The organism is Micrococcus sp. KRD012, assembly GCF_017168555.1.
Classification (GTDB): domain Bacteria; phylum Actinomycetota; class Actinomycetes; order Actinomycetales; family Micrococcaceae; genus Micrococcus; species Micrococcus luteus.
In genome coordinates this window covers 513,820-525,919 of record NZ_JABFBB010000003.1, presented here as the reverse complement: position 1 = coordinate 525,919, position 12,100 = coordinate 513,820, and the positions used below count along the sequence as shown (strand labels likewise).

The 12,100-nt window shown below is 73.2% G+C and carries 12 protein-coding genes; 9 read left to right on the top strand and 3 right to left on the bottom strand.

The features are described from left to right. Nucleotides 1-95 precede the first annotated feature (95 nt). The 3 genes from J1M37_RS02905 to J1M37_RS11390 all read left to right on the top strand — a co-directional run bounded on the left by J1M37_RS02905 (nucleotide 96) and on the right by J1M37_RS11390 (nucleotide 4,181). Complete coding sequence (locus J1M37_RS02905) at nucleotides 96-1,547, top strand: CCA tRNA nucleotidyltransferase (protein WP_122054787.1); 1,452 nt, start codon at nucleotides 96-98, stop codon at nucleotides 1,545-1,547. Nucleotides 1,548-1,599: 52 nt separating this feature from the next. Continuing rightward, nucleotides 1,600-1,899 (top strand): DUF7218 family protein, encoded by a 300-nt coding sequence (locus J1M37_RS02900; RefSeq protein ID WP_144819067.1) that lies wholly within the window; start codon nucleotides 1,600-1,602, stop codon nucleotides 1,897-1,899. Between the two features lie 143 nt (nucleotides 1,900-2,042). After that, nucleotides 2,043-4,181, top strand: a complete 2,139-nt coding sequence (locus J1M37_RS11390; RefSeq protein WP_235188211.1) for an acyltransferase family protein — start codon at nucleotides 2,043-2,045, stop codon at nucleotides 4,179-4,181. Between the two features lie 106 nt (nucleotides 4,182-4,287). Here J1M37_RS11390 and J1M37_RS02885 read toward each other — a convergent pair whose 3' ends face one another. Continuing rightward, the gene (locus J1M37_RS02885) at nucleotides 4,288-5,373 is read right to left on the bottom strand and encodes an inositol-3-phosphate synthase (protein WP_206452053.1); all 1,086 of its coding nucleotides are present in this window, start codon (nucleotides 5,371-5,373) and stop codon (nucleotides 4,288-4,290) included. 169 nt (nucleotides 5,374-5,542) lie between these two features. Between J1M37_RS02885 and J1M37_RS02880 the strand changes: the two genes are divergently transcribed. Then, nucleotides 5,543-7,075: a glycosyltransferase family 87 protein gene (locus J1M37_RS02880; RefSeq protein WP_206452052.1), complete on the top strand. Its 1,533-nt coding sequence runs from the start codon at nucleotides 5,543-5,545 to the stop codon at nucleotides 7,073-7,075. Here J1M37_RS02880 and J1M37_RS02875 read toward each other — a convergent pair. After that, the gene (locus tag J1M37_RS02875) at nucleotides 7,066-7,398 is read right to left on the bottom strand and encodes a hypothetical protein (protein ID WP_230282499.1); all 333 of its coding nucleotides are present in this window, start codon (nucleotides 7,396-7,398) and stop codon (nucleotides 7,066-7,068) included. The two genes, J1M37_RS02880 and J1M37_RS02875, sit on opposite strands and share 10 nt — an antisense overlap. A 107-nt stretch (nucleotides 7,399-7,505) precedes the next feature. On the opposite strand from J1M37_RS02875, the gene J1M37_RS02870 reads away from it, so the two are divergent. Beyond that, nucleotides 7,506-8,981: a M18 family aminopeptidase gene (locus J1M37_RS02870; protein WP_206452051.1), complete on the top strand. Its 1,476-nt coding sequence runs from the start codon at nucleotides 7,506-7,508 to the stop codon at nucleotides 8,979-8,981. A 69-nt stretch (nucleotides 8,982-9,050) separates the two neighbouring features. On the opposite strand, the gene J1M37_RS02865 is transcribed toward J1M37_RS02870, so the two are convergent. Further along, nucleotides 9,051-9,629, bottom strand: a complete 579-nt coding sequence (locus J1M37_RS02865) for a hypothetical protein (RefSeq protein WP_152744503.1) — start codon at nucleotides 9,627-9,629, stop codon at nucleotides 9,051-9,053. Between the two features lie 343 nt (nucleotides 9,630-9,972). Between J1M37_RS02865 and rpsF the strand changes: the two genes are divergently transcribed. The 4 genes from rpsF (at nucleotide 9,973) to rplI (ending at nucleotide 11,970) form a co-directional block, all read left to right on the top strand. After that, nucleotides 9,973-10,278, top strand: coding sequence for a 30S ribosomal protein S6 (gene rpsF, locus J1M37_RS02860; protein WP_002857790.1), 306 nt, complete (start codon nucleotides 9,973-9,975; stop codon nucleotides 10,276-10,278). A gap of 132 nt (nucleotides 10,279-10,410) precedes the next feature. Next, nucleotides 10,411-11,010, top strand: coding sequence for a single-stranded DNA-binding protein (locus J1M37_RS02855; protein ID WP_002857789.1), 600 nt, complete (start codon nucleotides 10,411-10,413; stop codon nucleotides 11,008-11,010). A 230-nt stretch (nucleotides 11,011-11,240) separates the two neighbouring features. Beyond that, complete coding sequence (gene rpsR / locus J1M37_RS02850; protein ID WP_002857788.1) at nucleotides 11,241-11,480, top strand: 30S ribosomal protein S18; 240 nt, start codon at nucleotides 11,241-11,243, stop codon at nucleotides 11,478-11,480. 28 nt (nucleotides 11,481-11,508) lie between these two features. Then, the gene (rplI, locus tag J1M37_RS02845; RefSeq protein WP_078025349.1) at nucleotides 11,509-11,970 is read left to right on the top strand and encodes a 50S ribosomal protein L9; all 462 of its coding nucleotides are present in this window, start codon (nucleotides 11,509-11,511) and stop codon (nucleotides 11,968-11,970) included. Nucleotides 11,971-12,100 lie beyond the last annotated feature (130 nt).

Genomic DNA, 12,100 nt, shown 5'->3' with positions numbered 1-12,100 from the left:
CCGGTGCGCGGAGGGATCGGGGCGGGTCATGCCGTCAACTCTAGCCCGGCCCGCGCGGGCCCGTGCCGGGACCGTCTGGCACCCTTGTAGGCATCATGGATCTGACCACCGCCACCCACGCGCTGCCCCCCGGCTTCCCCGCGGACGCCACCCTGCCCGCCGTCGTCGTGGAGCTGGGGCGGAGGTTCGAGGCCGCCGGCCACGAGCTCTCCCTGGTGGGCGGCCCGGTCCGCGACCTCTTCCTGGGGCGGACGTCGCCGGACCTGGACTTCACCACGGACGCCGACCCGGACGCGTCCGAGGCCGTGGGCGCCGGCTGGGCGGACGCCACGTGGGACGTGGGGCGGCGGTTCGGGACCATCGGCTTCCGCAAGGCCGGCTGGCAGCTCGAGGTCACCACCTACCGGGCCGAGCAGTACGACCCGGCCAGCCGCAAGCCGCAGGTGGCCTTCGGCGACAGCCTCGAGGACGACCTGCTGCGCCGCGACTTCACCGTCAACGCCATGGCCCTGCGCCTGCCCGCCCTCGAGCTCGTGGACCCCTTCGGCGGCATGCGGGACCTGCACGCCGGCGTGCTGCGCACCCCCGGCACCCCCGAGGACTCCTTCTCCGACGACCCGCTGCGCATGATGCGCGCCGCCCGGTTCGCCTCCCAGCTCGGCTTCGCCGTGGCCCCCGAGGTGGAGGAGGCCATGGCCGCGATGGCCGAGCGGATCACGATCATCTCCGCCGAACGCGTCCGCGAGGAGCTCGTCAAGCTCGTCTGCGGGGCGCACCCGCGCGCCGGCCTCGACCTGCTCGTGCGCACCGGCCTGGCCGACCACGTCCTGCCCGAGCTGCCCGCCCTGCAGCTCGAGTCGGACGAGCACCACCGCCACAAGGACGTCTACGCCCACTCCCTGACCGTGCTGGAGCAGGCCATGGAGCTGGAGGGTGAGTACGCGCCGTCGACCCCCGACCCCGTGCTGCGCCTGGCGGCGCTGCTGCACGACGTCGGCAAGCCGGCCACGCGCCGCTTCGAGAAGGGCGGGGCCGTCACCTTCCGGCACCACGAGACCGTGGGGGCCAAGCTCGTCCGCAAGCGGCTGCGTGCCCTGAAGTTCGACAACGACACCATCAAGGCGGTGGCCCGTCTGGTGGAGCTGCACATGCGGTTCTACGGCTACGGCGACGCCGGCTGGACCGACTCCGCCGTCCGCCGGTACGCCCACGACGCCGGCGACCTGCTGCCCCGCCTGCACGCGCTGACCCGCTCGGACGTGACCACCCGCAACCGGCGCAAGGCCGAGCGGCTGGCCCACGCGTACGACGACCTCGAGCGGCGCATCGCCGAGATCGCCGAGGCCGAGGAGCTCGCCGCCGTGCGGCCGGACCTGGACGGGCAGCAGATCATGGCGCTGCTGGGGATCCGCCCGGGCCCGGTGGTGGGGCGGGCGTACAACCACCTGCTCGAGTGGCGCCTCGACGAGGGCCCGCACGAGCAGGCCGAGGCCGAGGCGGAGCTGCGGCGCTGGTGGGCCGAGCAGCCGGAGGCCCAGCAGGACTGAGGCGGCGCGGCGGACCTTCCACCCGTCGTCGGGCCGGGACCACACTGGCCGCATGGCTGAGAAGAAGACCGAGAAGAACGGCGCCCCCATGGGCCCCGGCACCTCCAGCATCAAGGACCCCGAGGTCTACGAGGCGCTGCGCCGCGAGGGCGCGAGCGAGGAGAAGGCCGCACGGATCGCCAACGCCTCCGCCCGGGACGGCCGGGACGAGGTCGCCGAGCGCGGCGGCGAGGCCGGCTCCTACGAGGACTGGACCAAGGACGAGCTCGAGAAGCGGGCCCGCGAGCTCGACATCGAGGGCCGCTCCACCATGACCAAGGACGAGCTCATCGAAGCGCTGCGCGACCACTGACCGGCGCCCGCCCCCCGCTTCCGGGGCGGAAACCGGTGCTTTGGGAGCGGAATACCGCCGGAAACCGCCCCCAACGCGGTGGGGCGGGTGGGGATAGCCGGAGGCTTTGGCCCATCCAGGTCCGGATGGGATGATCGACCGCTGTGAGTTCCGACCAGCGCACCGCGTCCGTGCCCCGCCATGCCCTGTCGCCCGAGGACGGCGTGCCCGCCGTCAAGGTCGGCACGCGGGTCAGTCGCGGCCCCGGCCGGGTGACCGCCCTCGACGGGCTGCGGGGGATCGCGGTGCTCGCCGTGCTCGTCTTCCACGCCTGGCCCACCTTCCTGCGCGGCGGGTTCGTGGGCGTGGACATGTTCTTCGTGCTCTCCGGCTTCCTCATCACCACCGGCCTGGTCCGCGGTGTGGACGCGGGCCGGGGCGTGGCGCTGGGCACCTTCTGGATGAAGCGCGTCCGACGCCTCATCCCGGCCATGCTGATGGCGCTCGTGGGCACCACCGCGCTCGCGTGGCTGGCGGTGGACGAGTTCCCCGCGGGCCTGGGCCGCCAATGGTTCGGCGCCCTGACCTACACCAGCAACTGGGTGATGATCCTCGAGGGCGGGGACTACTTCAACCGCGCCTCGCCGCCTCTGTTCGAGCACCTGTGGTCCCTGGCGATCGAGGAGCAGTTCTACATCCTCTGGCCCCTGCTCCTCTGGGGGCTGCTCCTGCTCACCTGGCCGCCGCGCAGCACGGTGAACTCGGGGCGGGTGGCGGACCGACGTCGTATCCTCGCGGTCGCGGTCGCGGCCGTGGCCTCCGCGGCGTGGATGGCCTGGGGCTCGTGGCACGGGTTCGAACAGGCCCGCCTCTACTTCGGCACGGACACCCACGCCTTCGGCCTGCTGTTCGGCGCGTGCGTGGCGATCGGCCTGGCCCATGTGCCCCGGCCCGAGCACGGCGGCCCCGAGCCGCGGACCTCGGCCACGCGGGTGGCCGTCGCGTGGGGCGCCGTCGCGGTGCTCGCGGCGGGCTTCGCCCTGGTCGACGGCGGCCACGCGAGCACGTACCGCGGAGTGCTGGCGGGCCTGTCCGCCGTCGTAGCGTTCATCGTCTGGCACGTGGTGCAGGGCGACCGGCGCGACTCGCTCTCTCGCGCGCTGGGCAACGGGTTCCTGCGCTGGTGGGGGCGCCGCTCCTACGCCGCGTACCTGTGGCACTGGCCGCTGCTCGTGATCATGCGCGTGATGGTGCCCGTGGACGCCCCCGGGTGGGTCGAGCCCGTGGCCGCCGGCGCGATCCTGCTGCTGACCGCCCTGATCGCCGACCTGAGCACCCGGCTGATCGAGGAGCCCATCCTCCACGAGGGGTTCACGGGTGCCTTCGGTCGCTGGGGCGCAGCCGCTCGGCGGGCGTTCACGGGCGGGGCCGGGCCGATCGGCCGGCTCGCGGCCGCCGCCACGGCGCTGGGGCTCGTGGCCGTCCCCGCGGCGGCCGTGGCCGCCGTGGTGCACTCGCCCGCGCAGACCCAGCTCGAGCAGGACATCGCCCAGGCGGAGGAGTCCCTCAAGGCCGCCCAGGCGGCGCAGCAGGCGGCCCGCGAGTCCCGGGCGGCGGAGCAGTCGAAGCGGGCCGAGGCATCGGCCTCGGCCTCGCCCGGCTCGGCCGCCCCCGGGGACGCGGAGGGCTCCGCCGGTGCGACGTCCTCGCCCGGGTCGTCCGCCGAGCCGTCCGGGCTCGGGCTCGGCGACCCGGCTGTCACGCGCCCCACGTACTCCAAGGAGCAGCTCACCGCGGCCCTGCCGCCGTCCGAGCTCGGCCCGGACGTCACCCTGATCGGCGACTCCGTCTCGCTCTCGGCCGCGCCCACGCTCCTGGAGCAGCTGCCGGGGATGCTGCTCGAGGCGGAGGTGGGCTACCAGATCTGGGACGCCGCGGACGAGATCGAGAAGCTCAAGGCGGACGGCCAGCTGAGCGACGTCGTCGTGGTGGCCCTGGGCGCCAACGGCACCACCCACCGGGGCGACTGGGAGAAGATCCTGGCGGCCGTCGGCGAGGACCGGCTGCTCGTGCTCGTGGTGCCGCACGGCCCGATGGACTGGATCGCGGACGTGCAGGTGCAGATGGAGGCGCAGGCCAAGGCCCACCCGGACCGGATCGTCCTGGCGGACTGGGACGCCGCGGCGAAGCAGCACGTCACGGACTTCTCCGCCGACGGCGTGCACCCCCGCGCCGACGGCCAGGCCATATACGCCCAGCTCGTCCGGCTCACCATCGAGGACCGGCTCGGCACGCGGCGCTGAGCGCGGTGGCCGGGGCGGCACGCGCCCCCACGACGACACCGGCCCGTCACCTCCACGGGGAAGGTGACGGGCCGGCGTCGTGCGCGGTCCGCGGGGACCGGGCTGGTCAGCGCTCGATGTCGCCGCGGATGAAGGCCTCCACGAGCTCGTGCGCCGCGTCGTCGTTGTGCTGCACGGGCGGGGACTTCATGAAGTAGGACGAGGCCGAGAGGATCGGCCCGCCGATGCCGCGGTCCAGGGCGATCTTCGCGGCGCGCACGGCGTCGATGATCACGCCGGCCGAGTTGGGGGAGTCCCACACCTCGAGCTTGTACTCGAGCGAGACGGGGGCGTCGCCGAAGTTGCGGCCCTCGAGGCGCACGAACGCCCACTTGCGGTCGTCGAGCCAGGCCACGTAGTCGGACGGGCCGATGTGCACGTCCTTCTCGCCCAGCTGCGCGGAGGTGTTGGAGGTGACGGCCTGCGTCTTGGAGATCTTCTTGGACTCCAGGCGCTCGCGCTCGAGCATGTTCTTGAAGTCCATGTTGCCGCCCACGTTGAGCTGGTAGGTGCGGTCCAGGGTGACGCCGCGGTCCTCGAACAGCTTGGCCATCACGCGGTGGGTGATGGTGGCGCCGATCTGGGACTTGATGTCGTCGCCCACGATCGGCACGCCCGCGGCGGTAAACTTCTCGGCCCACTCCGGGGTGCCGGCGATGAACACGGGCAGGGCGTTCACGAACGCGACGCCGGCGTCGATCGCGGCCTGGGCGTAGTGCTCGGTGGCCCGCTGCGAGCCGACGGGCAGGTAGCAGACCAGCACGTCCGCCTTCGCGTCGCGGAGGGCCTGCGCCACGTCCACGGGCTCGGCGTCCGACTCCTCGATGGTCTCGGCGTAGTACTTGCCGAGGCCGTCCAGGGTGGGGCCGCGCTGGACGGTGACGTCCGCGTGGGGCACGTCCGCGATCTTGATGGTGTTGTTCTCGGAGGCGGTGATGGCATCGGACAGGTCCAGGCCGACCTTCTTCGCGTCCACGTCGAACGCGGCCACGAACTCGAGGTCGGACACGTGGTAGTCGCCGAACTGCACGTGCATCAGGCCCGGGACCGTGTCCGTGGCCTTCGCCTCGCGGTAGTACTCCACACCCTGGATGAGGGATGTTGCGCAGTTGCCCACGCCGGCGATGGCGACGCGGATGGGATTGGTGGCCACGGTCTGGTTCTCTCCTCGACTGTCCGGAACGGGTGCGGGCACGCGGGGCGCGCACAGGGGGCCCACACCGTTCGGCGGGGCGCTCACCCGGGGATCAACCACGCCAGTCTACGACCGACGACGGCGGCCCCGCCCGTCCGGTGTCCGGGCGGCTTCCTAGGATGGGGGCATGAGACCGGCCCCCGCGCACGCCGCGACCCCCAGCGAGCCGCCCACTCACGCCGCGGACGGCGCCCCGAGCGACGCCGTGACCGCCCCGGGCGCCCCCGCCGGGCGTTCCGCTGACAGCGCACCGTCCGGGGCCCTGCCCGCCCCCGGTGAGCGCGGCGGCCGCTTCCAGCTCGCCGGCGGCCTCGCGGCGAACGGCCCCGGACGGGGGACCGGCTCCTGGGCCGGGCCCGTGGCGCTGACGGCGCTGCTGGTGGCTCTGGCCGCCGTCGTGACCGTGCTGCAGAAGTCGCCGTGCCTGCTGCACGGCTGGGGCGCCCCGGACGTCTACTACGCGGGCTGCTACTCGGACTGGGCCGCGCTCTACGGCGGGCGCGGGTTCGCGGCGGACCCGTGGGCGCCGTTCCGGGCGGGCTCCACGTTCGAGTACCCCGTGCTGATGTCCGTCGTGGGCTCGGTGGCGGCCTGGATCACGCAGGCGCTGCCGTTCTCGCCGGAGCAGGGCACGGTGGTGTTCTGGCTCGTGAACTTCGGGTTCGTGGTGGTGCTGTGGGCCGTCGTCGCGGTGCTGACCGTCCGGATGGCGGGGCGCCGGTGGACGGACGGGCTCATGGTGGCCGTGGCCCCGGGGATCGTGCTGGCCGGCACCATCAACTGGGACCTGTGGGCCGTGGCCCTGCTGGCGTGCGGCATGTACGCGTGGTCGCGCGGCCGGTCCCTGACGGCGGGGGTGCTGTTCGGCCTCGGCGCGGCCATGAAGCTGTATCCGCTGCTGATCCTGGGGCCGCTGCTGATCCTGGCGGTGCGCTCGCGGCGGTGGCGGCCGTTCCTGCTCGCGGCCGGGGGCACGGTGGCGGCGTGGGCGGCGGTCAACGTGCCGCTCATGGCCGTGAACTTCCAGGCGTGGTCCGTGTTCTTCACCTTCTCCGGCGAGCGCGGGCCGGGCCTGTCCAGCGTGTGGCACGCGTGGGACGTGACCGCCGCGCAGGCAGGGTGGGCGTTCGTGCCGGAGGACTCCCTGACCCTGCTGGCCTACGGCACCTTCGCGGTGTGCTGCCTCGGGATCTTCGTGCTCGGCGTGCGGGTGCGGCACACCCCGCGGCTGGCCCAGCTGACGTTCCTGGTGGTCGCGGCGTTCGTGCTCACCAACAAGGTGTACTCACCGCAGTTCGTGGTCTGGCTGATCCCGCTCCTGGCGCTCGCCCTGCCGCGCTGGCGGGACTTCTGGGTGTGGCAGACGGTGGAGGCGCTGCACTTCTTCGCCGTGTGGATGTACCTGGCCAAGGGGGTGGCCGAGACCCCACCGCAGCACTCCATGGACGACTCCGTCTACGTGGCCGCGATCCTCGCCCACATGCTCGCGGTGCTGTGGCTGTGCGGGCGCGTCGTGTGGGAGATGCTGCACCCGGCCGAGGACCTCGTGAAGCGCGACCACGGCGGCCACCCGGACACCGACCCGCTCGCCGGCGCGTACGCCGCGGACGCCGGCCCGGCCCGGGGTCGCTCAGACCGGCCGGCCGCGGTTCAGGCGTAGTCCCAGCGGTGGATCGGGCAGTCCGGGGACGACGGCGGCGCGCTCGTCCCCGCCTCGGCGGCGCCGTCCTCGCGGGGCGGCGGCGGACAGACGCACTGCGCCCCGGAGGCGGCCGTGGCCGCCTTCATCTGCTCGCGCCAGATCACGTGGGGGTCGGTGGCCGGGTCCGCGGCCGGGCCACGGTGCGCCGGACGCGCGGCGCCGTCGTCGTGGGCGGGGGTGCGGGCCGCGTCCCCGTCCCGGGTGAAGCCCATCCGCACGATGGCCCAGCCGCCCACGGTCCACGCCACCAGGAGGAAGACCCCCACGGCGACGGCGATCATGATGTCCACGGCGGGCTCCTCCTGCGCTGACGGGGCGGGCGATGCAGCGGGCCCGCCTCCGGGCCAGGGTAGCCGGACGGGGTGACGGGGCGCGGTACGGTCGGGGCATGACCCCCGTGACCCGTGACACCGTCGCCGAGATGCCCGCCCACCTGCGGGACCTGGCCGAGTTCGTGACCGCCTCGCCCTCCAGCTACCACGCCGCGGAGGAGGTCGCACGCCGTCTGGAGGCCGTCGGCTTCACCCGGCTGGACGAGACGGTCGACTTCCCGTCGGCCCCGGGCGGCTATGTGGTGGTGCGCGACGGCGCGGCGGTGGCCTGGATCGTGCCGACGGGCGCCGGGGCGCTGGGCCGGGCCGCGGGCGCTGAGCCGCGCGTGGCCGGGCCGGACGAGGCGGGGCCGAGCGCCGGCGTCGTGCCGGTGTTCCGCGTGCTCGGCGCGCACACGGACTCGCCGGGGTTCAAGCTCAAGCCGAACCCGGCCACCGTGACGGCCGACGGCTGGGTGCAGGCCGGTGTCGAGGTGTACGGCGGCCCGCTGCTGAACTCGTGGCTGGATCGCGAGCTGCGGTTCGCCGGGCGTCTCGCCCTCGACGACGGCACGCAGGTGCTCGCCGCGACCGGGCCCGTGGGGCGCATCCCGCAGCTGGCCATCCATCTGGACCGCGAGGTCAACGAGGGTCTGACGCTGAAGCGGCAGCGGCACACGAACCCCGTCGTGGGGGCGCTCGACCCGCGCGGCGAGGCGGAGGCCGGCGGTCTGACCGCCCGCGTGCCCGGTGACGTGCTGACCGCGCTCGCGGCCGCCGCCGGTGTGGACCCGGCCGCGGTGCGCGGGCACGACGTCGTGGTGGCCGACGCCCAGGCGCCCGGACTCTTCGGGCTGACGGGCGAGTTCTTCGCGTCGGGTCGGCTGGACAACCTGAGCTCGGTGCACGCGGGCCTCGTGGCGCTCGAGGAGCTGGCGCGCGAGCACGGCGGCGCCGAGGGGGCGATCGCGTACGAGGGGACCGTTGCGGGCGGGGTGGCCGGTGAGGCGTCCGGCGCCCCGGTGATCCCGCTGCTCGCCGCGTTCGACCACGAGGAGCTGGGGTCGGCGTCGCGGTCCGGGGCGGCCGGGCCGCTGCTCGAGGAGGTCATGGGGCGCGTGCTCGAGGCGCTCGGCGTGGCCGGGCAGGGCCGGGCGCGGACGATCGCGGGGTCCTGGCTGCTGTCCGCGGACGCGGGACACCTGGTGCACCCGAACTACGCCGAGCGGCACGATCCCGTGAATCGCCCGCGCGTGAACCACGGCCCGCTGCTGAAGATCAACGCCAACCAGCGCTACGCCACCGACGCCGGCGGTGAGGCCGCGTTCGCCCGCTGGTGCGGCGTGGCGGGGGTGCCGTTCCAGGAGTTCGTCTCGAACAACGACGTCCCCTGCGGCTCGACCATCGGCCCGATCTCGGCGACCCGCCTGGGCATCCGGACCGTGGACGTGGGCCTGGGCCTGCTGTCCATGCACTCGGCGCGCGAGATGTGCGGCGTGCAGGACGTGGAGGACCTGACGGCGGCCGTGCGGGAGTTCTTCCGCGGGGTGTGAGGCGCGGCGGGGGATGACGGCTGCCACGTGCGGCGTGCGCGGGGCTGCGTCAGCCGGCGGGGCCCGGGGTCACAGCGTCCGAAAGTCGCCGACATTGTCCAAGGTCATGCCGTTCACGACGGCACTGCCGCGGCCGCTGACCGACACGCCGGCGAGGGTCGTGCTGCAGTTGCTGTACCACCCGATGCGCGGCAGGGTGATGGTGCCTGAGACGGGGGCGGGTACCGGGGTGGAGAGCTTGCTGACGTAGCGGTAGTACCGGGTGCCGTTGTTGGTGTACAGGACCGGACTGCCGGTCCCGGAGACCTCACGGACGGGGGTGCTCCAGGACGGTGTAGCGCTGCTCGTCCAGGTGAAGGTGGTGGGGTTCTTCCCAGTCTCCATCGCATCCACCATGTCCTTCTGCACCAGGACGGAGGCGGTCACATCCGTCACCGTGGAGCCGGTGCGCACATTGGCGATCCGGTAGTAGGTATTGACGTCGTCCGTGGTGACGCTCAAGCGGGTCGAACCCGAGCCGCAGGCCGACACCGACGCGCCGGGTACGGCTGCTGTGGTGGCGCGGCGGATACTGAACACGCGGTCGATCCGCGGGAGAGGGCTGGCCGCCTCGGCGGGGGCAGCGGCGGCGGCGACGACGGTCGGCACCGCCCACGCGAGGCTGCTGGCGACTCGGCGGCGGGAGGGGACGGACTGGGACGGCTGGGGCGCTGCCGACGTGGACTCTGACATGGATGCTCCGAAACGTGAGAGGGGTTTGACACAGGATGTGTGTCCTCCTTCCAAGGTACGTCGTCGTCGACCGAGGGCAAGCCCCGGCCACCCCACGGCCCCCTAGGGGTGGCACCTCATCTGCGGAGGCGCAATGCTGGTATTCTTGACGGGATCCCCTGCGTGCCGCCGAAGAGTGCGGATGCATGCGTAAGGGGAGAACGCAGAACCTCCTGCCGCGGAGAGACCGCGGCCGCAAGCCCAGAGGAGGTGGGTTCGCATGCGTGCTTATGAGCTGATGGTGCTGATCGACCCTGAGGTCGACGAGCGCACCGTGGAGCCGACCCTGAAGAAGTACCTCGAGGTCGTCACGAACGCCGGCGGCACCGTCGACAACATCGACGTGTGGGGTCGCCGCAAGACCGCCTACGAGATCCAGAAGAAGTCCGAGGCCATCTACGTGGTCGTCAACTTCCAGTCGGAGCCGGCCGCCACCCAGGAGCTGGACCGTCTGCTGAACCTCAACGAGACGATCCTGCGCACCAAGATCATCCGTCCGGAGGAGCAGAAGATCACCGCTGAGTGATCCTCGTACCGTGTCCGGAGGGTCTGAGAGCATCGGATCAGTCCCCGACGCCCCCACCGGAACCCCGCTGAGCAGTCCCGGATCCCCGGATCCGGTCACTGACCGGCAGAACCCCCGAAGACAGGAGTGACCATGGCAGGCGAGACCGTCATCACCGTGGTCGGCAACCTCACCGCCGACCCGGAGCTGCGCTTCACCCCGAACGGCGCGGCCGTCGCGAACTTCACCGTCGCGTCCACGCCCCGCACGTTCGACCGCCAGACCAACGAGTGGAAGGACGGCGAAGCGCTGTTCCTGCGCTGCTCGGTCTGGCGCGAGGCCGCGGAGAACGTGGCGGAGTCGCTGACCAAGGGCATGCGCGTGATCGTGCAGGGCCGCCTCAGGGCGCGCTCCTACGACGACCGGGACGGCAACCGTCGCACCAGCTGGGAGCTGGACGTGGACGAGGTCGGCCCGGCGCTGCGGTTCGCCACGGCCAAGGTCACCCGCGCCCAGCGCGGCGGTGGCGGCGGCGGTGGCTTCGGCGGCGGCCAGCAGGGGGGCGGCTTCGGCGGCGCCCCGGCCGGCGGCGGCTTCGGGGGGAACAACGACGGCGGCTTCGGCGGCGCCCAGCAGGGCGGCGGCTGGGGCGGCCAGCAGCAGGGCGGCGGCCAGGCCGCACCGCAGGACCCCTGGTCCGGCGGCGGTGGCGGCGGATGGGACACCCCGTCCTCCAACGAGCCCCCGTTCTGATCCTGCGCTGACCGGGCGCGGCCCCCACGGCCGCGACGGACACGGAACACCACGGACCTCTCCGTCCGGGCGCACCTCGCCCGGAGGGCCGCCCCGGCGGCCCATCCCACCCGCGACCCGGCACCGCCGGGCCGCACTGCACACGGCCCCGTGCCCGGCACGGGACGCCGCGTGATCCCATCCCGCAGAACCGTTCTGCGGGCTCCAGAGAACTCTGAAGGAGCACCACGATGGCGAAGGCTGAACTCCGCAAGCCCAAACCGAAGTCCAACCCGCTCAAGGCCGCCAAGATCACCGAGATCGACTACAAGGACGTGGCCCTGCTGCGCAAGTTCATCTCCGACCGCGGGAAGATCCGTGCCCGTCGCGTGACCGGCGTGACCGTCCAGGAGCAGCGCAAGATCGCCCAGGCCGTCAAGAACGCCCGCGAGGTGGCCCTGCTGCCCTACGCCGGCGCCGGCCGCGGCTGATCGAGCGAGCGAAGGAAGGAACACCCAGATGGCAAAGCTCATCCTGACCCAGGAAGTGGCCGGTCTCGGCACCTCCGGTGACGTGGTCGAGGTCAAGAACGGGTACGCCCGCAACTACCTGCTCCCGCGCGGTTTCGCCACCGTGTGGACCAAGGGCGGGGAGAAGCAGGTCGAGTCCCTGCAGAAGGCCCGCGCGGCCCGCGCCGTGGCGAACCTGGAGGACGCGCAGGCCCAGGCCGCGCAGCTCCAGTCCGCCACCGTGCAGCTCGAGCGCACCGCCGGCGCGGAGGGTCGCCTGTTCGGCGCCGTCCAGACCGCCGACGTCGCCGAGGCGATCGAGGCCGCCGGCCTCGGCTCCGTGGACAAGCGCTCGATCACCCTGCCGGCGCACATCAAGTCCGTGGGCAACCACGAGGCCCAGGTCCGCCTGCACGAGGACGTCATCGCGACCGTCCAGCTGCAGGTCGTGGCCGCCAAGGCCAAGAAGTGATCATCCGCTTCTGAGCCCGTCGCGCACGCGACGCACCCGAGGCCCCGGTCCGCTCTTCACGAGCGGGCCGGGGCCTCGTGCCGTGGGGGAACATGGAGGCCATGCCCTCCGCCCCACCGCCCTCCGACCC

What these genes read in the sequence shown, in the direction of transcription:
- rplI (WP_078025349.1), top strand. Translation starts at nt 11,509, where the DNA reads ATGGCAAAGCTCATCCTGACCCAGGAAGTGGCCGGTCTCGGCACCTCC.
- rpsF (WP_002857790.1), top strand. Translation starts at nt 9,973, where the DNA reads ATGCGTGCTTATGAGCTGATGGTGCTGATCGACCCTGAGGTCGACGAG.
- J1M37_RS02900 (WP_144819067.1), top strand. Translation starts at nt 1,600, where the DNA reads ATGGCTGAGAAGAAGACCGAGAAGAACGGCGCCCCCATGGGCCCCGGC.
- J1M37_RS02870 (WP_206452051.1), top strand. Translation starts at nt 7,506, where the DNA reads ATGACCCCCGTGACCCGTGACACCGTCGCCGAGATGCCCGCCCACCTG.
- J1M37_RS02855 (WP_002857789.1), top strand. Translation starts at nt 10,411, where the DNA reads ATGGCAGGCGAGACCGTCATCACCGTGGTCGGCAACCTCACCGCCGAC.
- J1M37_RS02875 (WP_230282499.1), bottom strand. Translation starts at nt 7,398, where the DNA reads ATGATCGCCGTCGCCGTGGGGGTCTTCCTCCTGGTGGCGTGGACCGTG.
- J1M37_RS02905 (WP_122054787.1), top strand. Translation starts at nt 96, where the DNA reads ATGGATCTGACCACCGCCACCCACGCGCTGCCCCCCGGCTTCCCCGCG.
- J1M37_RS02880 (WP_206452052.1), top strand. Translation starts at nt 5,543, where the DNA reads ATGAGACCGGCCCCCGCGCACGCCGCGACCCCCAGCGAGCCGCCCACT.
- rpsR (WP_002857788.1), top strand. Translation starts at nt 11,241, where the DNA reads ATGGCGAAGGCTGAACTCCGCAAGCCCAAACCGAAGTCCAACCCGCTC.